This is a genomic window from Bacteroidota bacterium (assembly GCA_016706255.1).
Lineage (GTDB): Bacteria > Bacteroidota > Bacteroidia > Chitinophagales > BACL12 > UBA7236.
This window is the reverse complement of the sequence record JADJJZ010000009.1, coordinates 1-21,604: the sequence shown is the minus strand read 5'-3', so window position 1 is coordinate 21,604 and position 21,604 is coordinate 1. Positions and strand designations below refer to the sequence as shown.

The 21,604-nt window shown below is 34.2% G+C and carries 21 protein-coding genes and 13 pseudogenes; 30 read left to right on the top strand and 4 right to left on the bottom strand.

The window, feature by feature from the left end:
- Positions 1-193: 193 nt before the first annotated feature.
- The 20 genes and pseudogenes from IPI65_14185 (at position 194) to IPI65_14090 (ending at position 11,664) form a co-directional block, all read left to right on the top strand.
- Complete coding sequence (locus tag IPI65_14185; GenBank protein MBK7442633.1) at positions 194-727, top strand: hypothetical protein; 534 nt, start codon at positions 194-196, stop codon at positions 725-727.
- A gap of 117 nt (positions 728-844) precedes the next feature.
- Positions 845-1,271: pseudogene (locus IPI65_14180) on the top strand (VOC family protein).
- Positions 1,272-1,364: 93 nt separating this feature from the next.
- The gene (locus IPI65_14175; GenBank protein ID MBK7442632.1) at positions 1,365-1,931 is read left to right on the top strand and encodes a hypothetical protein; all 567 of its coding nucleotides are present in this window, start codon (positions 1,365-1,367) and stop codon (positions 1,929-1,931) included.
- Positions 1,932-2,084: 153 nt separating this feature from the next.
- Positions 2,085-2,894, top strand: a complete 810-nt coding sequence (locus IPI65_14170; protein MBK7442631.1) for an alpha/beta hydrolase — start codon at positions 2,085-2,087, stop codon at positions 2,892-2,894.
- A gap of 1 nt (position 2,895) precedes the next feature.
- Entirely contained in the window at positions 2,896-3,321 is a 426-nt protein-coding gene (locus IPI65_14165) for a DUF1801 domain-containing protein (protein MBK7442630.1), read from the top strand.
- A gap of 97 nt (positions 3,322-3,418) precedes the next feature.
- A complete protein-coding gene (locus tag IPI65_14160; protein MBK7442629.1) occupies positions 3,419-3,802 on the top strand; it encodes a nuclear transport factor 2 family protein in 384 nt (127 codons plus the stop codon).
- Between the two features lie 75 nt (positions 3,803-3,877).
- A pseudogene (locus tag IPI65_14155) lies at positions 3,878-4,284 on the top strand (SRPBCC domain-containing protein).
- 289 nt (positions 4,285-4,573) lie between these two features.
- Complete coding sequence (locus IPI65_14150; protein ID MBK7442628.1) at positions 4,574-4,999, top strand: VOC family protein; 426 nt, start codon at positions 4,574-4,576, stop codon at positions 4,997-4,999.
- A 20-nt stretch (positions 5,000-5,019) separates the two neighbouring features.
- Positions 5,020-5,175, top strand: a complete 156-nt coding sequence (locus tag IPI65_14145) for an SRPBCC domain-containing protein (protein ID MBK7442627.1) — start codon at positions 5,020-5,022, stop codon at positions 5,173-5,175.
- A gap of 552 nt (positions 5,176-5,727) precedes the next feature.
- Positions 5,728-6,051 (top strand): winged helix-turn-helix transcriptional regulator, encoded by a 324-nt coding sequence (locus tag IPI65_14140; protein MBK7442626.1) that lies wholly within the window; start codon positions 5,728-5,730, stop codon positions 6,049-6,051.
- A gap of 6 nt (positions 6,052-6,057) precedes the next feature.
- Positions 6,058-6,168: pseudogene (locus IPI65_14135) on the top strand (ATPase).
- Positions 6,169-6,294: 126 nt separating this feature from the next.
- Positions 6,295-6,670 (top strand): annotated as a pseudogene (locus tag IPI65_14130) (DoxX family protein).
- 67 nt (positions 6,671-6,737) lie between these two features.
- A pseudogene (locus tag IPI65_14125) lies at positions 6,738-7,315 on the top strand (YdeI/OmpD-associated family protein).
- A gap of 24 nt (positions 7,316-7,339) precedes the next feature.
- The gene (locus IPI65_14120) at positions 7,340-7,897 is read left to right on the top strand and encodes a DUF4256 domain-containing protein (protein MBK7442625.1); all 558 of its coding nucleotides are present in this window, start codon (positions 7,340-7,342) and stop codon (positions 7,895-7,897) included.
- 450 nt (positions 7,898-8,347) lie between these two features.
- Positions 8,348-9,265 (top strand): hypothetical protein, encoded by a 918-nt coding sequence (locus IPI65_14115; GenBank protein ID MBK7442624.1) that lies wholly within the window; start codon positions 8,348-8,350, stop codon positions 9,263-9,265.
- A 91-nt stretch (positions 9,266-9,356) separates the two neighbouring features.
- Positions 9,357-9,860, top strand: a complete 504-nt coding sequence (locus IPI65_14110) for an SRPBCC family protein (GenBank protein MBK7442623.1) — start codon at positions 9,357-9,359, stop codon at positions 9,858-9,860.
- Between the two features lie 90 nt (positions 9,861-9,950).
- Positions 9,951-10,520, top strand: a complete 570-nt coding sequence (locus tag IPI65_14105; protein MBK7442622.1) for a hypothetical protein — start codon at positions 9,951-9,953, stop codon at positions 10,518-10,520.
- A 154-nt stretch (positions 10,521-10,674) separates the two neighbouring features.
- Complete coding sequence (locus IPI65_14100; GenBank protein ID MBK7442621.1) at positions 10,675-10,845, top strand: hypothetical protein; 171 nt, start codon at positions 10,675-10,677, stop codon at positions 10,843-10,845.
- 188 nt (positions 10,846-11,033) lie between these two features.
- Positions 11,034-11,267: a T9SS type A sorting domain-containing protein gene (locus tag IPI65_14095; GenBank protein ID MBK7442620.1), complete on the top strand. Its 234-nt coding sequence runs from the start codon at positions 11,034-11,036 to the stop codon at positions 11,265-11,267.
- Positions 11,268-11,278: 11 nt separating this feature from the next.
- Positions 11,279-11,664 (top strand): annotated as a pseudogene (locus IPI65_14090) (DUF1801 domain-containing protein).
- Here IPI65_14090 and IPI65_14085 read toward each other — a convergent pair.
- Positions 11,665-12,033: pseudogene (locus tag IPI65_14085) on the bottom strand (cupin domain-containing protein).
- A 163-nt stretch (positions 12,034-12,196) separates the two neighbouring features.
- Entirely contained in the window at positions 12,197-13,045 is an 849-nt protein-coding gene (locus tag IPI65_14080) for a helix-turn-helix domain-containing protein (GenBank protein ID MBK7442619.1), read from the bottom strand.
- Positions 13,046-13,117: 72 nt separating this feature from the next.
- On the opposite strand from IPI65_14080, the pseudogene IPI65_14075 reads away from it, so the two are divergent.
- The 8 genes and pseudogenes from IPI65_14075 (at position 13,118) to IPI65_14040 (ending at position 18,723) form a co-directional block, all read left to right on the top strand.
- Positions 13,118-13,591, top strand: a pseudogene (locus IPI65_14075) (SRPBCC domain-containing protein).
- A gap of 35 nt (positions 13,592-13,626) precedes the next feature.
- Positions 13,627-14,087, top strand: a pseudogene (locus tag IPI65_14070) (SRPBCC domain-containing protein).
- 430 nt (positions 14,088-14,517) lie between these two features.
- Positions 14,518-15,049 (top strand): annotated as a pseudogene (locus tag IPI65_14065) (dihydrofolate reductase).
- A gap of 15 nt (positions 15,050-15,064) precedes the next feature.
- Positions 15,065-15,980 (top strand): annotated as a pseudogene (locus IPI65_14060) (alpha/beta hydrolase).
- Between the two features lie 64 nt (positions 15,981-16,044).
- A pseudogene (locus tag IPI65_14055) lies at positions 16,045-17,056 on the top strand (LLM class flavin-dependent oxidoreductase).
- Between the two features lie 192 nt (positions 17,057-17,248).
- Complete coding sequence (locus IPI65_14050; GenBank protein ID MBK7442618.1) at positions 17,249-17,743, top strand: hypothetical protein; 495 nt, start codon at positions 17,249-17,251, stop codon at positions 17,741-17,743.
- Positions 17,744-17,786: 43 nt separating this feature from the next.
- A pseudogene (locus IPI65_14045) lies at positions 17,787-18,259 on the top strand (DUF1572 domain-containing protein).
- Positions 18,256-18,723 carry a GNAT family N-acetyltransferase gene (locus IPI65_14040; GenBank protein MBK7442617.1) on the top strand — a complete coding sequence of 156 codons (468 nt, stop codon included), beginning with the start codon at positions 18,256-18,258 and terminating at the stop codon, positions 18,721-18,723. The pseudogene IPI65_14045 and the gene IPI65_14040 overlap by 4 nt, the downstream one beginning before the upstream one ends.
- A 10-nt stretch (positions 18,724-18,733) precedes the next feature.
- Here IPI65_14040 and IPI65_14035 read toward each other — a convergent pair whose 3' ends face one another.
- Together IPI65_14035 and IPI65_14030 are read right to left on the bottom strand one after the other, a co-directional pair.
- Positions 18,734-19,330, bottom strand: a complete 597-nt coding sequence (locus tag IPI65_14035; protein ID MBK7442616.1) for a T9SS type A sorting domain-containing protein — start codon at positions 19,328-19,330, stop codon at positions 18,734-18,736.
- A 470-nt stretch (positions 19,331-19,800) separates the two neighbouring features.
- A complete protein-coding gene (locus tag IPI65_14030; protein ID MBK7442615.1) occupies positions 19,801-20,172 on the bottom strand; it encodes a hypothetical protein in 372 nt (123 codons plus the stop codon).
- A gap of 197 nt (positions 20,173-20,369) precedes the next feature.
- Here IPI65_14030 and IPI65_14025 point away from each other — a divergent pair, with 197 nt between their 5' ends.
- Positions 20,370-20,585 carry a hypothetical protein gene (locus IPI65_14025; protein ID MBK7442614.1) on the top strand — a complete coding sequence of 72 codons (216 nt, stop codon included), beginning with the start codon at positions 20,370-20,372 and terminating at the stop codon, positions 20,583-20,585.
- Positions 20,586-21,041: 456 nt separating this feature from the next.
- Entirely contained in the window at positions 21,042-21,221 is a 180-nt protein-coding gene (locus IPI65_14020; protein MBK7442613.1) for a hypothetical protein, read from the top strand.
- Positions 21,222-21,604: the final 383 nt, after the last annotated feature.

The window sequence follows — 21,604 nt, the reverse complement described above, 5'->3', positions numbered from 1 at the left end:
AGTTGTTTCGAAATATGAATTTGATAAGCTAACCTCATCCTGGCAAACATTGGACACTTGTTGCCCTTGTATAGTGACATTTTACGATAAAAACGAAATATTAATTCGGGAACAGGTGTTATGTCGGGGTTATGAGGTTGGTTATGTTAAAAATTTTTACCCTAATGGAAAATTGAAAATGACCGGTCAATATATGGAAAACCATACCGGAAACTGGAACTACTTAGTTGAAACCGGTCGTTGTTGTGTTCATGATGGTATTTGGGTTTATTATAATCCAAATGGCGATACAACTTATACAGAAGTTTGGGAAAAAGGTAAGTATATTGGTCAATTCCCCGAACAACCAAAAACAGAAATTTTATCCACCTGGTTAACGCTTGATAATAAATATCTGTATAATGAAATTATTAGATTTGAAGATGTAAACAAATTAAATGTCGAAATGACTTTTAAAAATAGTCATCGGGATAGTTTGCAGATATCAATAATTTTTGTAGTAATTTCAAGTGATGGTAAACATTATCAATTTCCATATACTTTAGAGGAGTTTAAAAAAATAAACCTCCAACAAATATTATCCGATTTAAATATTAGTCCGGCCGAATATCATGTTGATGAATTCGCGATAGATGTATATCCTGGCGATATACCCACTAGATATATAATTGAAATCTGTAATAATGGGAAAGTTATTGCTTCTGAAGAAATATTTCCTATTCCATAGGAATGGTTTGACCGAGTGAGTTTAAATAGTTCGCCCAAAGCAAACTGGAAAAAATTATTTACTTTTAAGCGTTATTACAACTGAAGGCATCATATTAAAAAACTAAATCAGAAAATTATGGACGAAGATATAAGGCAACCAGAAAACACTGAACCACAAAACGACAAAACAGCTAAAGTGCTTGGTATTGGAGCCATCCTCTTTTTTGCCGAAAATTTAAAGGAAATCAGGGAGTGGTATGTTAAAAACTTAGGTTTAGAAATTAATGATTGGGGTTCCGCAAGTTTCGAATCCCGCGATTTACACGACCCGAACGGATAAATTCTATTCAATGGTGCCTGTTTAAAAGGGTGATGCCTATTTTGCACCTTCAACTAAAGATTTTATGATTAATTACCGTGTTCAAAATATAGAAGGACTGATAGAAAAACTTCGAAATAATGGCGTCAACATTGTAGATGAACTTGAAACCTATGATTACGGTAAATTTATTCATATTATGGATGAAGAGGGTAATAAAATTGAATTGTGGGAGCCAGCGTGAGTTCATAATCTTTTCATATAATATAAATTGTAATTATTCATAATGTTCAAAAGCCTCCTCCTCCCTTTCCTGCTAATTTGTTCAAACATACTTTTGGCCCAGGAAAATATTCAACTGCCATCATTAAAAGCCCAAATTGATAGCCTGTATCAGGTAGATCAGCAAGTTCAATTGGATTTTATTGCTGCTTATCAAAGAGGCGCTACCATGGATAGTATAATGATTTATGAAAATATTAAAAATGAAACCTTTAAACGGCATATTCCAATTGTTAAAAATATAATTGCAACGTATGGTTACCCTTCTATTGAAAAGGTTGGAAAAGAAAGTGCTACCAATTTTTTTCCGCTTATTCAACATGCCGATAGTGATGTGAATTTCCAATCTGATATGTTACCAATAATTAAAGAACAGGTAGAAAAGGGGCTAATTAATGGAGCAGATTATGCATTTTTATATGACCGTATTAAAGTAAATACCGGTAAAAAACAATTATATGGCACACAACTCACTTATAATGAGCAGCATATTGCCATTCCCAAACCACTCAAATTTAAAAATGGCGTAAATAAAAGAAGAGCTGAATTAGGAATGGAACCGCTGGAAGATTATCTCAACAAAGCAACCGAATTACATAAAATAATGAACGGACTGGATTAATATTTTTTAATAGTTATATATATTGTTCATTTTATCTTCAAAATTTGTTTTTAAAACAGTTAACGCTAATTTTGAATCATGTTCAAAAAAGGCATCTATATATCTTTTTTACTGTTATTTATCATAAGTTGCAAAAATGCAAATAATAAAAACATGCAGACTGAAATCAATCCTAATACATCAACAAATACTGAAACCGGTTATGCCAATGTCAATGGATTGAAAATGTATTATGAAATACACGGTTCCGGTTTTCCATTAGTCCTTATTCATGGTGGTGGTTCAACTTTAGAAAGTACATTTGGCAATGTAATTCATCAATTTGCTAAAACACATAAAGTAATTGCAGTTGAATTGCAGGCACATGGCCGCACTGCTGATATCGATCGTCCGCTAACCTTTACGCAGGATGCCGACGATGTTGCGGATTTGCTTAAACAACTCCACATTGAAAAAGCGGATATATTCGGATTCAGCAATGGTGCCAGCACTACTTTGCAATTTGCAATCCGACATCCGGAATTAACACATAAAATTATTGTTGCATCAACATTTTATAATAAAACAGGAGCACCATCCTGGTTTTGGGATATGATGGGAAATCCTTCGTTTGAAACCATGCCTCAGCAGTTAAAAGATGCGTTTTTAAAAGTAAATCCGGATTCAGCTGCGTTATATCAAATGTATAGTCGTGATGTTGCCAGAATGCAATCGTTTCCTGATATTTCGGTTGAAGAAATGTTGTCGATTAAATCACCTGCATTTATTATTATTGGCGATAAAGATGTAACAACTCCTGAACATGCTGCAGAAATGCATAAACTATTATCTAATTCCAGGTTGGCAATTATTCCCGGTGGTCATGGCGATTATATTGGTGAAATTACTACAGCATACGATAGTGTTTTAATTGCCGCGACTGTTAATATGATTAATGAATTTTTATTAGATGAAGTAAAATAGTATGGCAGAAAAAAAATCAAAACTGGTTGAAATTAAAACCAAACCAACTAATAATAATGTGGTTGCCTTTATCAATAAAATAAGCGACGAACAAAAAAGAAAAGATTGTTTTGTATTAATCGATATGATGAAAGCAGCCTCCGGTGAAGAACCCGTTTTGTGGAGCAACTCAATTGTTGGTTTTGGCAATAAAAGATATAAAAGTCCCAATACCGGGCGGGAAGTTGACTGGTTACTCATTGGCTTTGCACCGCGTAAAGCAAATCTATCGCTTTATGTAAGTGTTGGTATTCAGGAACATAGCGCAGCATTAAAAAAACTCGGTAAACACAAAACAGGTGTGGGATGCCTGTATATAAATAAGCTGGAAGATGTTGATTTAAACGTGCTGCAAGGTATTATCAAAACATCCCTCAGTAAAAAATAAGCCTGGTAATTTTGTCCAAATCACCCCGCAACAGTGTCCATTTTACACACCTCTACTTACCAATTTAGCCAATACTTTTGTGCTTAAACTTGATACTATGACTACAGAAATAAAGAACACTACCGATTCTACTCAAAATGTGGCTGCACGCTTTGATGAGCTGGCAAAACAGGAAAAATGGTTCGAAATTCAGGATGAATTATTTTCTGAAAATGTAAAAAGTATTGACCCTGAACATTCACCTTATTTTGGTTACGCAGAAGGGAAAAAAGCCGTTCGGGAAAAAGGTGAAAATTTTGGAAAAAAAATCCGTGATGTGCATCACACATCTACATCCACACCAATTGTGAGCGGAAATCATTTTGCAGTTGCGAGAGCAGTTGATATTACACTCGAAGATTTTGGCAGAATTCAAATTAACCAAATCATGTTGTATGAAGTTAAAAATGGTGAAATCGTGTCAGAACAGTTTTTTTATTAAATAATTTAATGTCGATGGAAAATATCGCAGAACGTTCACTCCACCTAAGCAGAACATTTAATTACCACTAAAACAATGTGGGAAGCCTGGACGATCCCTGAACAAATTGCAGTGTGGTGGGGTCCAAACGGTTTTACAAACACCATTCATATTATGGATTTCAAAGTTGATGGTGAATGGAAGTTAACCATGCATGGTCCGGATGGTCAAAATTATGCGAACAGAAGTGTTTTCGTGAAATCATTCCATTCGAAAAAATTGTAATGGAACATTTTAATCCACATTTTATTGCTACAATAAAATTTACCGACTTGGGCAATGCTACATTAATAGACTGGCATTCATTATTCGATACAATTGAAAATTTTACCATCGTAGTAAAAACATTTAAAGCAGATGAAGGCCAAAAACAAAATCTTGACCGGCTGGAAATGTTTTTTAAATCCAACCATGTAATACTCCACTCCTATTTAACTCAGTAAAAAAATAATTGCTCAAAAATTTGCGCAGTCAAATAACTGCATTATATTTGCAGTCAAATAGCTGCATAAATGGAAACCAGAAGAGACGTATTTCAAGCCATTGCCGACCCTACCAGGCAGAGAAATTTATTACCATTTTAATCCCCAAAAATGAAAGAAATTGCCATTTGGGTTGAACCTTATAAGAAATTATGGAAACCAGATTCGATGCAATTGAAACATTATTGGATGAAATGCAATCAGATAAAAAGTTATTAAAAATAAATTCAACAAAAGAAAAATTAAAGAAATGACAAATCAATTGTATCCTTGTTTATGGTTCGATGGCAATGCCCGGGCTGCAGCAGAATTTTATTGTTCTATTTTTCCTAATTCAAAAATTGTGAATGACACCGGAATGGTTGTAAATTTTGAATTGAATGGCCATTATTACATGGGATTAAATGGTGGCGATAATTTTAAATTTAATGAAGCCATATCAATTGTTATTCCTTGTAAGAATCAGGCTGAAATTGACCACTACTGGTATAAACTCATTGCAGATGGTGGCGCTGAAAGTCAATGTGGTTGGTGTAGAGATAAATTCGGATTATCATGGCAAGTGATTCCCGCCAATTTAGGTGAACTAATGTCTGACCCTGCCAGAGCGCCACGTGTAATGCAAGCATTTATGAAAATGAGAAAGTTTGATATCGAAACATTACAAAATGCTTAATCAGGTATAAAAATTCCATTATGGCAAAACAAATTGAAGTATCACGCATATTTAATGCACCGGTTGAAATGGTTTGGAAAGTGTGGACCGATCCTGAACTGGTTAAACGTTGGTGGGGACCAAAACATTTTACAGCACCGGTTGCTAAAATCGATTTCCGCGTTGGTGGAAAATAATTAGTGAGCATGCGCGCTCCACAGGAATTTGGTGGTCAGGAACATTTTCAATTTGGGAATATGTTGAAATTATTCAGCATATTTCTATCGAATTTATTCAGCGCATTAGTAATGAAAACGGTGAAGCAATTCCACCTGCAAGTGTTGGTTTACCGGAAGATTTCCCACTCGCAGTTAATACAATTGTTAGTTTTAAAATCATTGATTCAAATAAAACTGAGATGCGGATTACTGAACATGCTGAATTTGGATCAATCAGTAATTTTGCTCAATTAGGATTAGAACAAACAATGGAAAAAATTGTAGCAATATTTAATTAAATACCAATACTGATTATTTAATCAGTGTTATTTTGTTGAACAGCATTTTGTTTGAGGTTTCAAATGAAATGCTGTTTTTTTCATATAACAACTTTGATAACACCTGTATCAAGCAGTTTTATTTGTTTGGCTTTCACAATTTCCTCAATAAAACGAGTCCTCGTTAAAAAAATGTTAAAAAATTTGCGTAGTCACATAACTACACATACATTTGTAGCCTAATAGCTACACAATGAACCTACGAAGAGACGTATTCCAAGCGATATCAGACCCCACAAGGCGGGCAATACTACTACTGGTTGCATCCCAGGCTATGAGCGCCGGGGCAATAGCCGCCAATTTCGATACCGCAAGGCCGACGGTAAGCCGTCACCTACATATTCTTACTGAATGTGAACTGTTAACTCAGGAGCAAAATGGCAGAGAAATTTTTTATCAAACCAATATTATAAAAATGAAAGCCATTGCCGATTTTATTGAACCATTCCGTCAAATGTGGGATGAACGTTTTAACAAATTAGAAGATATTATGAAAAAACATCCACGTAAAAAATAAGATATCATGGAACAAAAAACTAAAATTCATGCTGAAGATGGCAAACAGGAATTAACCATCACAAGGTCGTTCGATTTACCTGTTGACCTACTGTTCATCGCTTATACGGATCCTGAAACCTTACCATGCATGTAATTTATAAATCAGTTGCCATACGCGATCAGATTTTAAAATTACCTTTGCTCAAGGAATAAATATATGGCCCACAATCGTATTCAGGAAATTCAATCAAAATTTAATTACATGGAAAAGCGAAATAAAATTATATACTGGATTTTTACCATCTGGTTTTCCTTTGGAATGACATTTAATGCAGTATCACAATTATTAAAAGTAGATGCTGAGGTATTGAGAGTAACACATTTGGGTTATCCAGAATATCTGCTTTACCTGTTAGGCACCCCTTAAACTGATTGGTGTAATCGCATTACTTCTTCCCAAATATCCATTGGTTAAAGAGTTGGCTTACGCAGGATTTACATTTCTGCTTATTGGCGCCCTCTATTCACACATCGCATTTCATGATCCGTTTAAAGAAATTTTCCCGGCTTTATTGTTTTCAGTGCTATTGGGCTTGTCCTATTTCTTCCGTCCGGCTAATCGTAAATTAAGTAAGTAAAAAACTTTTAAAAACACTTTAGCGCTATTATCAAAACCGGTAACTTAGTTGAATAAATTAAATAACAATGAATCCAAAAGTAGATTTCTATTTTAATAAAGACCATAAATGGCAGGATGCAATAAAACTGATGCGGAAAATTGCACTGGATTGTCAGGTAGAAGAAGCTTTAAAATGGGGAACACCCTGCTACACGCATAACAACCATAATATTGTGCTGATTCATGTATTTAAGGAATATTGTGCTTATTTGTTTTTAAAGGAGCATTATTAAAAGATCCAAAGGGAATTTTAATTCAACAAACAGAAAATGTTCAGAGTGCCCGTCAAATAAGGTTTACAAGTATTTCCGAAATAAAAAAATTAGAAAAAACAATAAAAGCATACATTTTTGAAGCCATAGAAGTTGAAAAAGCGGGTCTTAAAGTTGAGCTTAAAAAGGTGGCGGAGTATAAAATGCCTGAAGAGTTTGAAACCAGGCTCAATAAAAATAAAAAACTAAAAACTGCCTTTTATGCTTTAACTCCCGGCAGGCAACGAGCTTATTTATTACATTTTGGCTCACCTAAGCAGACTAAAACGCGCGAAGCAAGAATTGAAAAAAGTATACCGAATATACTAAACGGAATTGGATTAAACGATTAATTACACAACACATAAAATAATTCGATGAAAAATAAATTAACACCGGAAGAAAGCACCTCATTATTAGCTACATTAAAACATCGGTTTGAAAAAAATAAACAACGACACAAAGGTGTAGAATGGGCTGCTATTGAAAAAAAACTCGCCGCACACCCTGAAAAATTATGGTCGTTGAACCAGATGGAAATAACCGGAGGCGAACCCGATTGTATTGGTATAGAGAAAAAATCGAACGCATTTATTTTTGTTGATTGCTCAGAAGAAAGTCCTAAAGGCCGCCGCAGCATTTGTTACGATTACGATGCACTTGAATCACGCAAAGAACATAAGCCTAAACATAATGTTATTGACATGGCTGATGAAATGGGAATAAGTGTTTTGGATGAAGAACAATACAGGGCTTTACAAGAGGTGGGCCACTTTGACAATACAACATCAAGCTGGTTAAAAACGCCATCTGAAATAAGAGAATTAGGTGGCGCAATATTTGGCGATTACCGTTTTGGTAAAGTATTTATTTATCACAATGGCGCAGAGTCTTATTATGGGGCTCGTGGGTTTCGCGGTATGTTATTAGTCTAACAGAATTTAGTATGGAAAAATCAAATTCCCGCATCTTAAGTTGGAATATTTTCACACTAATTATCATTAAATGCAACCCCTTCAGGCCCTATTACTAACAATAGTTTTCAGGTAATATTATATTTTTGCGTAGGTAATAAAAAACGATCTATCTTTACATCACTTGTATTTCTTACCGTGATTTCAGCTTATTTGTTTATTTATCCACCGCTTTTCATTCATTATAAATCAAACAGCTATATAAAATGTGGCTTACCGGTTTTAAGTGTATATTTTACTTTTTGGGGCTTGGGAACAGTTTCAGCATTAGTAATTCACTTAGTTTATATATTAAGGTCCGGAAAATCAGGTAATACGAGAAAATAAATTTGTAAATAAATCGTTACAAAAGAAGCTATCAATTATATTCTATTCACGAAGAGGAAACGTATTACAAATTTTAATTCATTTATGGAATATTTCCCCCATGAAAAAATAGATAAATTAAAGTGGGACATCTGTATCGCAAATGCATTTAATGCTACACCCTATGCATACAGTAACTATCTGGATTTAGTTTCGCCAAATTGGGATGCACTTATTTCTAAAAATTATTCTACAGTTTTACCACTTACTAAAAGAAATAAATATGGTGTGGAATATATTTGCCAGCCCCTGTTTGCACCACAGTTAGGCGCTTTTTCAACAATTACAACAAACAACTTTTGTGTTGATGAATATATTGGTGCAATACCCTCCAAATTTAAAATTATTGATCTAGCACTTAACCCTTATAATTATATAATCAATCCTGATTTAGAAATTAATTGCAAAAATCTTGTCAGCCAGAAATTAAATTTAAATAAACCGTATGAAGAAATCAAACAATTCTATAAATACAATCATATCCTTAACATACATAAATTTGAAAAAAAAGGTTTAGTGTATAACATTGGGGAATTAACTCCGGCAGATTTCTATCACAATAAAATAGTAAGTATTCAGCACAATGGAAATTGGATAACTGCAGCAGATAAAACAATTTTACATAATTTGTTACTTCATTTTAATGAACTTAATAAACTTAAAATTATAGCGGGATTTAATCGCCAGCATAAACCTATTGGCGCTGTTGCATTTTTCTTTTATGACAATTATATTTTTTTCCAAAGTTTTAATACAATGGCTGGACGCAAATGTGGTTTAATTTTTTATTTGATTGATGATATGATTAAAAAACATTCCGGCAAACCCCTGTATTTAGATTTTATGGGCTCATCAATTGCAGGTGTCAAATATAGAAATTCGGGTTTTGGAAGTACCGATGTAGCATATACACGAGTTACCATCAACAGATTGCCAAAATTCTTTAGCCTATTTAGAAAATAAATCTATTTTTAGAGATGTTGAATTATGATTAGCTTTTACAACTTCTTTAGTTCCGCTACACGTATCTTTGCAGCGCCCAAAATTTCATATTATGAAAAACAGTGTTACAATAACCACCATTTTTAATTGTTCCCTGGAACGCGCCTTTAAAAGCCCCATGTTATGTGATGTTTCGAAGGTACACACGGGTTACGGATTAATGCCAAAAGTGACGCATTGCACAGAAGATGCAAACTGGGGCAAACCCGGTGGCACAAAAAAGGTTTTTGTAGCTAAATCGCCAACCTTCGCGGGTGGCGAATCATCAACAGATAAAGTACTAGAACGTGTAGAAAATAAATATTGGGTTATAGAAGTAAGCGATTTTAAAGCGTGGATGCTTGGCTTTACCAAATTTGTTGGCACCTGGAAAACCACCGAACTGGAGCCAAACAAAATATTAATAGAATATACTTATACGATGCACGCCAATCAACCTCTCTTTTATCCTTTCACATGGTTATTTACTAAAACCTTTTGGCGCATTTATATGAAACGGGTGCTGGAAAACGTACGCGCCTTAGCATATAATAACGAACCCTACATGTACGCATAAAAATCATTTGGTTGTAGGAACAGTAGTTCGATTTCTAGTGGAGTTTAAATTTTATCTAAATGATTTAAATTTACATTACAAATAGCCAGAATGAAAAATAATATTGCAATCCGGATTGCCTGTTTCGTTATATTTATTGCTCTTACACAAACACTTTTTTCCCAGACAAGTTGGACAAAAGATCCATCTAACCCTGTATTAAAACGGGATACTGTAATAGCACATTTACCAAATGATCTTATAGCAATTAGTGACCCATTTGTTATTAAAGAAGGTGCTATGTATAAAATGTGGTATACCTGCGGAGGTTTAAATTTCCCAGCAGATACCTTGTTGCGCTCGAGAATTTGTTACGCAACTTCAACAGATGGAATTATTTGGGATAAATATGATGAAAATCCTGTTTTAGATGTTTCTTATTCCGGCATGTGGGATTCACTGGGAGTTGAAACTGCTTCCATATTAATTGATAGCACTGCTCCTGCTGAAGAAAAATATAAAATGTGGTATGCAGGACAATATTTTAATACCTATCGATATGAAATTGGTTATGCTTATTCATCTGATGGCATAAACTGGGTAAAATACACGAACCGATTATTCCGGTTGGAAGTGCAGCAGGTTGGGATAATGGTTTTTGGAAGGGCCAAACTGTTGTAAAAGTTGATGGTCACTATAAAATGTGGTATTGCGGTTATGATGTAACGCCGGATGGAAGCAATGCTGACGGTAAAGCAAATATTGGGTATGCATTTTTCATCAGATGGAATTAATTGGACAAAATATAGCGATAATCCTGTATTAATTACCGGTGTTGATAGTTGGGATAGTATTTATACAGGACCCACATGTTATTTATGCAGATGGCATTTATCAAATGTGGTATGGTGGTGGCGATAATGATGTAACTTATAATCAACAGGTTGGGTATGCAACATCTACCGATGGCATTAACTGGGTAAATCACCCCTTAATCCGGTGTTAAAAAAGGCAACCTGGCGACTGGGACGCGATACTAGCATCATTTCCAAGTGTCATTAATGATAATGGTAATTATAAAATGTGGTATACCGCGAAATCTAGATCCAATACCCGAAAACAGTTTAAATTATTATTGGGAATGGGTTATGCAGCAGAATCATTTATTGGTGTTCAAAATTACTCCAATAATTTATTTCAATTGCTCCTAATCCAGCTAACAATTATTTAAACATTGAACTCAATGCTGAAAATACACTAACAGAAATTACAATCTATAATTTATTAGGACAAGTTTTATATCAAACTGAATTAGTGCAAAATCTGCTACGTATAACAACCGATAAATTTAATAATGGTATTTATATAATTGAATGTAAACGCGGAAACATTTCATCGAGTCAGGTTTTTCGATTTCAAAATAATTAATTCATTTGCTAATGCATCCAGATATTCAATCCTATAACAACAGCCTCTCAACAACGGATAGTCAAATCTGTAACAGGTTGTGCGAAATAATTAATCAAAATTTACCGAAAGCAGAAAATAAAATCTGGCATGCGCATCCTGTTTGGTTTCTGGATGGCAATCCGATAGTGGTTACAGTAAGCTAAAATTTGTGCGCTTATTATTTTGGAGCGGACAATCGTTTGACGAACCTTTATTACAAGATGAAGGTAAATTTAAAGCTACAGAAATGCGCTTTACTTCAGTAGATGAAATAATTGAAAAAGATTTAAAAAGATGGTTGCGGAAATCCAAGACTATTCAATGGGACTACAAAAATATTGTTAAAAGAAGAGGCGTTTTGGAAAGAATAATATAGTTATTCGTAACCGCTTTTTATTACGGTTAACAACAACTTAAACCTGCCATTTGGTTCAATATGACTAGGCTTATGTGCAGGAATAATTATTCCTTCACCGGTATGTAAGGTAGAAACTTTTCCCGTCAATTTCTATTACCGCCTCACCATCTATAACCTGAGCATAGGTATCAAACGGAGAAATTTTTTCATTCAAACCTTCACCGTATCAAACGACAATGCGTTTATTGAACCGGTAATTTTTTTCATTAATGTTTTACTTACCACGGCATTATGTTCATATTCAATTAATTCAACTATTATATGTGCTGACCCTTTTTCAAGATGGCCATCTTTATTAGGCAAACCTTCCAATTCTTTTGTGTCCATTTATTTATATTTTAAAAATATGAATATAATAAACAAAATTGGTCAGAATTAACTCAAATCCTTTATATAATTAAATATTTCAATTGTAGAATTCCCACAAATAATGGTTAGCTATTTAAGTGAATTAAATATTAGCACGAATCAATTTTTCACACTTGTATCACTATATCCCAAAAACAACTTCTCTGTTAAATTTTTGCTTATAGTCTATTGGCGACAAGCCGGTAAGTCGTTTGAAAATTTCACGAAAGGCTTTATCATCAGCATATCCCACTTCATACATAACCTCATTGATATTTTTTCTACCGAGTTCCAGCAATCGTTTTGCCGCTTCTATTTTTACGCGTTGTAAATATTCAACAGGTGTGTTTCCTGTCGCTTTAATAAATCGCCTGTCAAAATTCCTTCTACTGGTATTTAGTTGAATTGATAAATCTTCAAATGATATTTTTTCAGATAAATTTTCTTCTATAAATTTTTGAGCATTCAGCACTACATCATCTCCATGGTTTTTTTGTGCTTTGAAAATGAAAAATGGCGATTGCGTATGTCTGTCAATATCAATCTGAAATACTTTTGAGCAGAAAATGGCGGTATCTCTGTCGAAATATTTTTCAACTAAAAACAACATTAAATTTAAAAACGAATAAGCCCCACCATTTGAATAAATACCATCTTCCACAGCAATTAATTTATCAATCTGTAAATCAATTTCAGGAAACAAACGTTTAAAATCAGTTGCCGCATTCCAATGTGTGGAGCAGCTTTTCCCATCTATTAACCCCGTTGCTGCCAAAAGAAAAGCACCAGTGCAGATACTGGCAATCTCAGCTCCCGTTTTGTATTGCGCTGCAATCCATTCGATTAAAGCGGTATTGTTTTTTAATACATGAGCATAATCATAGGTGAGCGAAGGAATAATAATCAAATCAACAGGGCCTAAAGTGTCAAGTTGAACAGGATGAATTGCAAAAAAATAGACAAAGTTACTGGGAAAATTTGTCCAAATCAACCGTTAGGTTGTCTGTTTTACACCCCTTGAGCGGTATTTTCAGACAGTAATTTTGAATTAAATATCAATTGTATGCAAAATCAAGATCTTCAAATAAAATTAATTGTATCTGCCAAACCCGAAGCGGTGTTTCAGGCAATCAACAATGTGCGAGGGTGGTGGTCAGAAGAAATTACCGGCTCAACTGTTCAAACAATGACAATTCAACTATAACTTCGAAGATGTTCATCGTTGCGAAATAAAAATAATAACATCCATTCCCAATAAAATGGTGGAATGGTACATCAAAAACAATTATTTCAAATTTACAAAAGACAAAACAGAATGGACAGGAACAACTATTCGTTTCGAAATTATTGCAAACGAAAATAATACTGAAGTCATTTTTACACATTTGAAGCAACTTGATCAATTAGAATGTTTTGAAATTTGTTCAGGTGCGTGGTCACAGTATATATTAACCAGTTTAAAACATTTAATAGAAACAGGCACCGTAATCCAAACGGCAAAGGAAATCCGCAAACTGAAGATGAATCAAAGTTTTGAACAATAATTAATATTCGCAACATAAATAAATCAAAATGCAAACTCAAGACTATACGATAACCATAATTGTTCCTACCAATGCGGTATACGCATTTCAACAAATTAATGATGTCACAAAATGGTGGACACACAACCTGAAAGGCGCTTCCCATAGGCTTTTGGATGAATTTACCGTATATTTTGGCGATGCATATATCTACACAAAAAATAACCGAATTCATTCCAAATAAAAAATAGTTTGGGAAGTAATAAGCAGTCAGATCAATTTTGTTGAAAATAAACAGGAATGGACCAACACGAAAATCATTTTGAATTAACGGAATTAAATGACAAAACCAGCATTCAATTTACACATCAGGGCTTAATTCCGGCAATCGCCTGTTATAAAGATTGTTCAAATGCCTGGAAAGATTATATTGAAAATAGTTTGTTCAATTTAATAACAACCGGGAAAAATCAACGGTTTAATATGAGTGATGAGCATGATGAGGGGTGAAAAAGTTCGAATTAAATACATTTTTTCATCTTTAGAAAATTTCACTTTAGAAGTTTTCATACTATAGTTTGCAGTCACCACTTATTACTCATGTTCGCCTCAGCGAACAACTCATTACTCATAAAACAGCCAATTCCCCCTGCCTCAATTCCATCAAATATGCTAATATTGTATTTCGTCTTAACAGTAAACGCACCATGTATACCACTCAAGACACCGAATATTAGTCAAATTGCCTCACTTATACAGGAGATATTATGACCCTGTAGATTGGTATTCACCTAAAGTGGTAGCTAATTACCGCGGATTTGGAAGTGGTGTTTAACAATTATTATCATTCCGCAAAGTTTCAGGCCGATATGCTTGTGCAGGTTTTAGCCAATGCTTATTTGTTGATTTTGTGATGGAAAAGAAATTTGCTTTTACTAAAATGAGTAAACAACTGGTGCTATATATTGCATGTAGCGTGGATGGATATATCGCCAAACCCAACGACGATCTCAGTTTTTTAGGATTGGTTGAGCAGCCCGGTGAAGATTATGGTTATGCGGCATTCATGCAAACTATTGATACTGTACTTATAGGTCGCAAAACCCTACGATTGGGTAATGAAACAGGTGCCCGAATTTCCGCATGCACATTTAAATACTTATGTAATAACCCGCAATCCACTTGCAAATCAAGGTAACATACAGTTTTATAGTGGAGATATTACTGTATTGGTAAAGCAACTCAAAACACAATCCGGAAAAAACATTTTTTGTGATGGTGGTGCAGAAATTGTAAACCTGTTATTACGAGCTGATTTAATTGATGAACTCATTATTTCCGTTATTCCGGTTTTATTAGGAGATGGTATACGTTTGTTTAAAGATGGAAGAACGGAATTAAATTTAGCGCTCATCGAAGTAAAACATTTTGAAAAAGGTTTAGTGCAATTACATTATAAACGAAAAATATAATTCATGGCACAACAAATTCGTATCTTAAATTCTTCCTGTTTTAAAAATGCTGCAGATTTAACTTATTTTGAAAACTGGGTTACTCAACTGGAAACATTGTAGAATAAAAAATATGCGCCTATTTCTGTTAATACCTCCTTTGGCAAAACACAGGTTTATGCCTTAAATCATGATGAACCTGATTTAGAAACATTAGTAATTTTTCCGGGTGCAAGAACAACGGCATTAATTTGGGACTTCGACAATGGGTTGAATCAACTTAATCAAAAATTAAAAATTTATCTGGTTGAAACAAATGGATTACCAAACTTAAGTGACGGGAATTCGCCGGATATTAAATCGCTGGAATATGGAATGTGGGCAAATGAAGTGCTAGCAGGATTAAACATTGAAAAAGTTTATATCGCAGGCGCGTCATTTGGTGGTTTAATTTGTATGAAGCTCGCAATTGTAAATCCGGAAAAAATAAAAGCCGCATTTTTATTGAATCCGGGTTGTTTACAGCCATTTTCGTTAAGTTTCAAAAATTTATATTACAATATTTTATCTTTAGTAAAACCAACTGAAAAAAATGTGCAATTATTTTTAGAAAAAGCCGTTTTTTCAAAACCTAATCACCAACTCTCACCTTTTGCTGAAAAATGTTAGTTGATTATGAAGTGTTTGCCATAAAACAATATCAGGACAAAACACAAAAGCCCTATTTTATGGGTAATCAGCTGAAAAGGAAATACAGTCCCTACTTATTTATTGCTCGGCGACCGCGATTTATTATTTCCCTTATAAAAATCGATTAGTAACGCAAAAAATTACTCAGCACATTAAAGGAAATTGAAATTTTCCCGAAGTAGGCCATGGAATCGAAACCTATGGAAAGGCGATAAATTATATAGGAAATACCATTTCAAAATTAAATGCTAATCAACAATAATCAGATTTACCGTTATTTATTGGGGAACTAATATTTTTCATAACGGGTTATGAATGAACAAATTATGGAAATAGGAATCGACAGTTTTGCTGCAGCACCCAGAAATGCTGCCATTAGTCAAGCTCAGGCTATTAACGAATTATTAGAGCGTATTACCGTTGCCGATCAGGTGGGTTTAGATGTTTTTGGTCTTGGTGAACATCACCGAAAAGAATTTATGGATTCGGCTTCGCATATGTTGTTAGCTGCAGCCATCAACAACTAAAAACATTATTTTAACCAGTGCGGTAACAGTAGTAAGTGCTGCTGACCCTGTTCGTATTTTCCAAAATTTTGCAACATTAGATTTAATTTCAAATGGCAGAGCAGAAATTGTTGCGGGCAGAGGTTCATTTATTGAAGCATTTCCTTATTCGGATATAATTTAAATGAATATGATGAGTTGTTTATTGAAAAAACTCGATTTATTATTAAAATTCGCGACAATGAAATAATTACGTGGAAAGGAAAATATCGTCCTGCATTAAATAATCAGGCAATATATCCGCGTCCACTTCAAAAAAAAAATTACCCATTTGGTTAGGCGTTGGCGTACCCGGAATCATTTGTCCGTGCAGGCGAATTAGGTTTACCACTTATGGTTGCCATTATTGGTGGCGAAACACATCGCTTTAAACCACTTATCGATTTATATAAAGCAGCGGGTGCCGAAGCAGGACATACTGATGTTTTAAAAGTAGGTTTACATTCGCTCGGATTTGTTGGCAATACCACTTAAGAAGCCATAAATGCCTATTACGTCGGTTATGCGGAAATGTTTACGCAAATTGGTAAAGAGCGTGGTTATCCTCCTGTTACACGAGGAAGATTCGATGCACAAAACGGCCTAACCGGCACTTGTAGTAGATAATCCCGAAGCTGCAGCAGAAAAATTATTCGTCACAGTAAAGCACTTGGTGGAATTTCCCGCGTTTACATTCCAAATGGATGCCGGATTAACGCATCAACAATTATTACAAGCAATTGAATTAATCGGAACAAAAGTAGCACCGTTGGTAAAAAAAGAGATGCATTAATGGGTAAAAATATAATTGAGCGTGAAATAATATTTAAATTAGTATTTTCGCTAAATAATTATTTACTTTTTGACATCCTTTCAACTCAGTTACGAAAAGGTATTCCGAACTACTAAAGAAAAATATGAAGACTTTAGGGCTATGAGTCCTTTGTTCGGATGTTTTATATTGCTTTCAGTTATACCCCTATTTTTGGTAGCAATTTTCATCGGGCTATTCCATTTATTAACCGGTAATAAATTTTTCAAACCCAAAGAATTAAAGCTCGACTTTCAAGTAACTAAGCACCAAGTTAATCTACATTTCGTAATTCCTGATGATCCGGAAATGAATACATTATTGGAAACACATTACCAGCTAGATACTAATGATATAGCGGATTTATTTGATAATGGTCTTAAAAATACTTATATATTAGACACCGAACCTTTTAATTCGTATTTCGAGAATAAATTATTTAGTGATATTGCAGTGGAATTTAAGGATGGCATTATTTTTAATGAGTTAATTTTTGAGCCTTATGCTTCCAAGTTAATTTATTATACTCCCGCAACACAATCCGTCGAATTAATTACCCAATTAGACAATCGTTATGATATCTCAGTTTATAAAATAAACGAAAATTTCATAACACTTGCACTAAGGCGAGCACGAGAAAAACAGTTGCTAAAAATCGAAAAAGTGTAGTTGGCGAAATAATAATTTATATTTTTACCAAAACTAATTTGTTATGACAATCGCAAAACAAATCGCAAAAAGTTTGCGGGATGTACACTTCGGTGGAAATTGGACCGATGTAAATATGAAAGGCACATTGCAGGATGTAACCTTGTAGAGGCATTAAACAAAGTGCAGGGTTTTAATTCTAATGCCACCTTAACCGTGCATACCACTTATTATATTGATGTGGTAACGAAAGTGTTGCAAGGCGGGCCGTTGGATGCCAAAGATGCTTATAGTTTTATTTTACCGAAAATTGAATCGGAGGCAGACTGGCAGGGTGTTTTGGAAAAGGCATGGCAAAATGCTGAGACCTGCGCGCTTTTAATTGAACAATTAAATGATAATCAATTATTAGAAATATTTAGTGAAGAAAAATACGGCAACTATTTCAGAAATTTAATGGGAATGGTTGAACACCTGCATTATCATTTAGGGCAAATGGTGCTGATTAAAAAAACGATTAGCTCAGCAACAGCATGAATATCTTACAAACAATAAAAATAAATAAAACAAATTCATCGGATGAAGATTTTATTCGACTGGTTCGTTTATTAGATGCAGATCTTGCACAACGTGATGGTGATGATCATGCTTTTTTTGCGCAGTTTAATAAAATTGATGCCATTCAGCATGTAATTGTTTTATATGTTGATGGATTAGCCGTTGCTTGCGGTGCAATTAAAGAATATGCACCTGAAATTATGGAAATTAAACGCATGTATGTTTTACCGGAATACCGTGGAAAGGGTTATGCATCGAGGGTTTTAACAGCATTGGAAGAATGGGCTGCAGCACTACAGTATCATAAATGTATTTTGGAAACCGGAGAAAAACAACCGGAAGCAATTCGCTTATATCATAAAAATAACTATCACGTTATTCCCAATTACGGACAATATATACATGTAAAAACAAGTGTTTGTTTCGAGAAAGTATTAGGCTGATTTTTTAAAATTATTTCAGCACTTCAAATGTTCCGTTTAATGGAGCAGTTGCGTCATTTTTATTTATAAATGAATAAAAATACAACCCTGAAGTAAGTTCAGTTGCAGAAATATCAATCATTTGAGAATAAATATTATCAATATGAATTACTTTTTTCCCGCTGATATCATAAACAACTAATTGCGCATCAATTGCAGTTGCTGAAACCATTATATGAATTGTTTCTGTTACAGGATTAGGATATAATCGAATTGACGAACCATTATCATTTGCAGCAGGTATATTTAACGTTGCACCGGATTCATCCACATGCATTAATAAAATATCTGCATTATCATCTGTCTGATTAATGGAGCCGCAAACAATATATCCACCTGCGGCATCACGATGTACTTCTAACAGCATCATCTCCTTCCGCTCCATAAAATGTAAAGCATTAATTACACCATCATCACTCAACATTAAAACTGCCGCATCCTGAGAATTATTTAAAACATTGTATAATGTTCCACATACAACCCAATTGCCATCAGGTGTTTGGTCAACTCCTGCAGCATAATCTTTATACTGGCCACCATAATTAACTTCCCCAAATTGAATTTCCATCCATATCAGTTCGTATCATTAACATTGCACTGCCCATCAAAAGTGTTCTGACTTTTCCAACCATTAATAATCCGTCATCACTTAATTAAATACTATATACATTATCTTTTTCGGCATGCGCATAATTTTTTGCCAGATGATGTTTCCGAAAAAATCTGTTTTCATTAACAAAAATTCATATCACCGTTAACAGTTATTGCACCACCCATCACAAACCATCTTCCACTGTTTTTACTGTGCTGATATAATTTTCACCATCCCCATCCATAATTTTCGACCATTTCAATGTTCCGTCAACGCATATTTTAAAATAAACCCATTCGGATTATCTCCGATTTCACATCTACCCACAGCAACAAACCGCCGTCTGGAGCAGCAGCACAGGCATAAGCGGCATCTTTCAAAACCGTAAGTTCTGGTCCACAGAGAATTGTCCAACATTATTGATCATAAAACCTGAGGCATCACATTCATCTGTCCCCGTATATCCACGTGACCGCCAATGAATAAGTATTATTCGCACCCTCAATAATTTCATTCCCGCCATCTTCGAACACTGTCCCAAACGATTGCTCCCACTCAATTTCACCATATTTATTCAGTCGTGAAAAATATGCATCAGCAGGCACACCGGCTTCCACACTCAAGGCTCCTGTAACCATCACATTACCGTTGGCATCAACAATGGCATCGTGGCCCATGTCGTAATAATCTTTCCCTAAGGTGGTAGAAAAATCAACAGATTGGGCATGTAATGTGCTGATTGTCAGTAAATAGTAAATATTGAAATTGTAAATAACGAATTCGTGTTTTTCATAATGCCTGGGTTTAAAATGGAACAACTAATTTTAACGGTGCAGAATTAGTAATATTGTATGCAACGGTAATTATCCTTGTATGTTAACATGTTGAAGATATAAATTAATTATGGATTTTCAAAATAGTCAGGATAATAATCAAGATATGCCAAAATAAATTTTACACAATATATAAAATCACAAGTGCTGTTGTTTGGCAATTAATTACTAATCCGCAGTTTATGGGAAAGTGGTTGTCAGATGATAAATCCATGTGGAATCAATTGGAAAATGGCAGTCCAATTATTTTCAGTGGTATGATGCATGGTATTTATTTATATAATAAAGGAATTATTTTACAGTTTACACCATTAATATGTTTTAAATATAATTATATCAACAATCTGAGTAACTTACCCGATGTTCCGGAAATTATACCAAAATTTGTTTTACTTTAAATGAAAATAACGCAGGAGTAATACTTGAATTAGAAATTTCTTAAATTAACAGTAAAATCGATTATAAACATCTAGAAATTTATTGGAAACCAATTTAAACATTATTAAAATTCATGAATCAGAATTACTTTTGCTAAATGAATAGAATACTAATCTTACTTGAGTTTTACAATTGCACTGTTGTTTGTATCAACAAGCACAAACGCACAGTCAACGCTATGTAACAATTTGCTACAACGCAGCACACACCACATTTCTGCATTCCGAAGGTTTTGATACCATACCGTTATTCAGAATTCAGCGATGGAATATGAATTTGCAATTAAACATCGCACAAAAACTTTGAAGTGCGTTATGCAATAAAGAGCCATTGACACTTTACTTCGGGAATATACAGAAAAGAAAAACAAACAGCCGGGTGACATCAATTTAAACCCTAATAATTTATATGCTACCTTGTTAAAGGCAACCACTTTAAATATTTCCAATGGTTATTTACCGGAAATGGTTGTATTTGATAAAACTGCTAAAGGAGAAGGATTTAATGCTGACTGGGGTGGAACAACATATGTCGAGGTTGCTGGTAAAGAATTCGGCATGGGATATAAATTTTGCATGATATTAGTTAATACATAAAGATAATGTTGCAGATGCTTATTTATTTTTCTCTCAGATAATGCCGAAAATTTTAATGATATTATGTTAGATGCATTTCATTCTTTAAAATTCAATTGATATGTCGTTAACAAATTTTGAACGCTATGTTCTTCTTGCAGATGAAATTTTGATACCAAATCAGATCCTGAGCAGTTAGATGTAAACGAAGAGCGCTAAATCGGTTAAAACAATTACACCCCAGCCTCCGTTACAGAAAAAGCGAATGAAAACGGACCTATAGCCTGGATATTGCTTATACTACAACCCCGCAAGCTAATGGAATCATTTTTGTCAGGTGACATATCAGAAAAAGAATTATTTTATTTAACCCATCCGGGCACACAATTCGATTGCATTTATTT

Excerpts from the sequence above, each read along its gene's own strand:
- IPI65_14025 (MBK7442614.1), top strand. The coding sequence starts at position 20,370 with ATGGGAAAGTGGTTGTCAGATGATAAATCCATGTGGAATCAATTGGAA.
- IPI65_14140 (MBK7442626.1), top strand. The coding sequence starts at position 5,728 with ATGAACCTACGAAGAGACGTATTCCAAGCGATATCAGACCCCACAAGG.
- IPI65_14105 (MBK7442622.1), top strand. The coding sequence starts at position 9,951 with ATGAAAAATAATATTGCAATCCGGATTGCCTGTTTCGTTATATTTATT.
- IPI65_14170 (MBK7442631.1), top strand. The coding sequence starts at position 2,085 with ATGCAGACTGAAATCAATCCTAATACATCAACAAATACTGAAACCGGT.
- IPI65_14165 (MBK7442630.1), top strand. The coding sequence starts at position 2,896 with ATGGCAGAAAAAAAATCAAAACTGGTTGAAATTAAAACCAAACCAACT.
- IPI65_14150 (MBK7442628.1), top strand. The coding sequence starts at position 4,574 with ATGACAAATCAATTGTATCCTTGTTTATGGTTCGATGGCAATGCCCGG.
- IPI65_14160 (MBK7442629.1), top strand. The coding sequence starts at position 3,419 with ATGACTACAGAAATAAAGAACACTACCGATTCTACTCAAAATGTGGCT.
- IPI65_14110 (MBK7442623.1), top strand. The coding sequence starts at position 9,357 with ATGAAAAACAGTGTTACAATAACCACCATTTTTAATTGTTCCCTGGAA.
- IPI65_14120 (MBK7442625.1), top strand. The coding sequence starts at position 7,340 with ATGAAAAATAAATTAACACCGGAAGAAAGCACCTCATTATTAGCTACA.
- IPI65_14035 (MBK7442616.1), bottom strand. The coding sequence starts at position 19,330 with ATGGAAATTCAATTTGGGGAAGTTAATTATGGTGGCCAGTATAAAGAT.
- IPI65_14040 (MBK7442617.1), top strand. The coding sequence starts at position 18,256 with ATGAATATCTTACAAACAATAAAAATAAATAAAACAAATTCATCGGAT.
- IPI65_14145 (MBK7442627.1), top strand. The coding sequence starts at position 5,020 with ATGGCAAAACAAATTGAAGTATCACGCATATTTAATGCACCGGTTGAA.
- IPI65_14185 (MBK7442633.1), top strand. The coding sequence starts at position 194 with ATGGAAAACCATACCGGAAACTGGAACTACTTAGTTGAAACCGGTCGT.
- IPI65_14115 (MBK7442624.1), top strand. The coding sequence starts at position 8,348 with ATGGAATATTTCCCCCATGAAAAAATAGATAAATTAAAGTGGGACATC.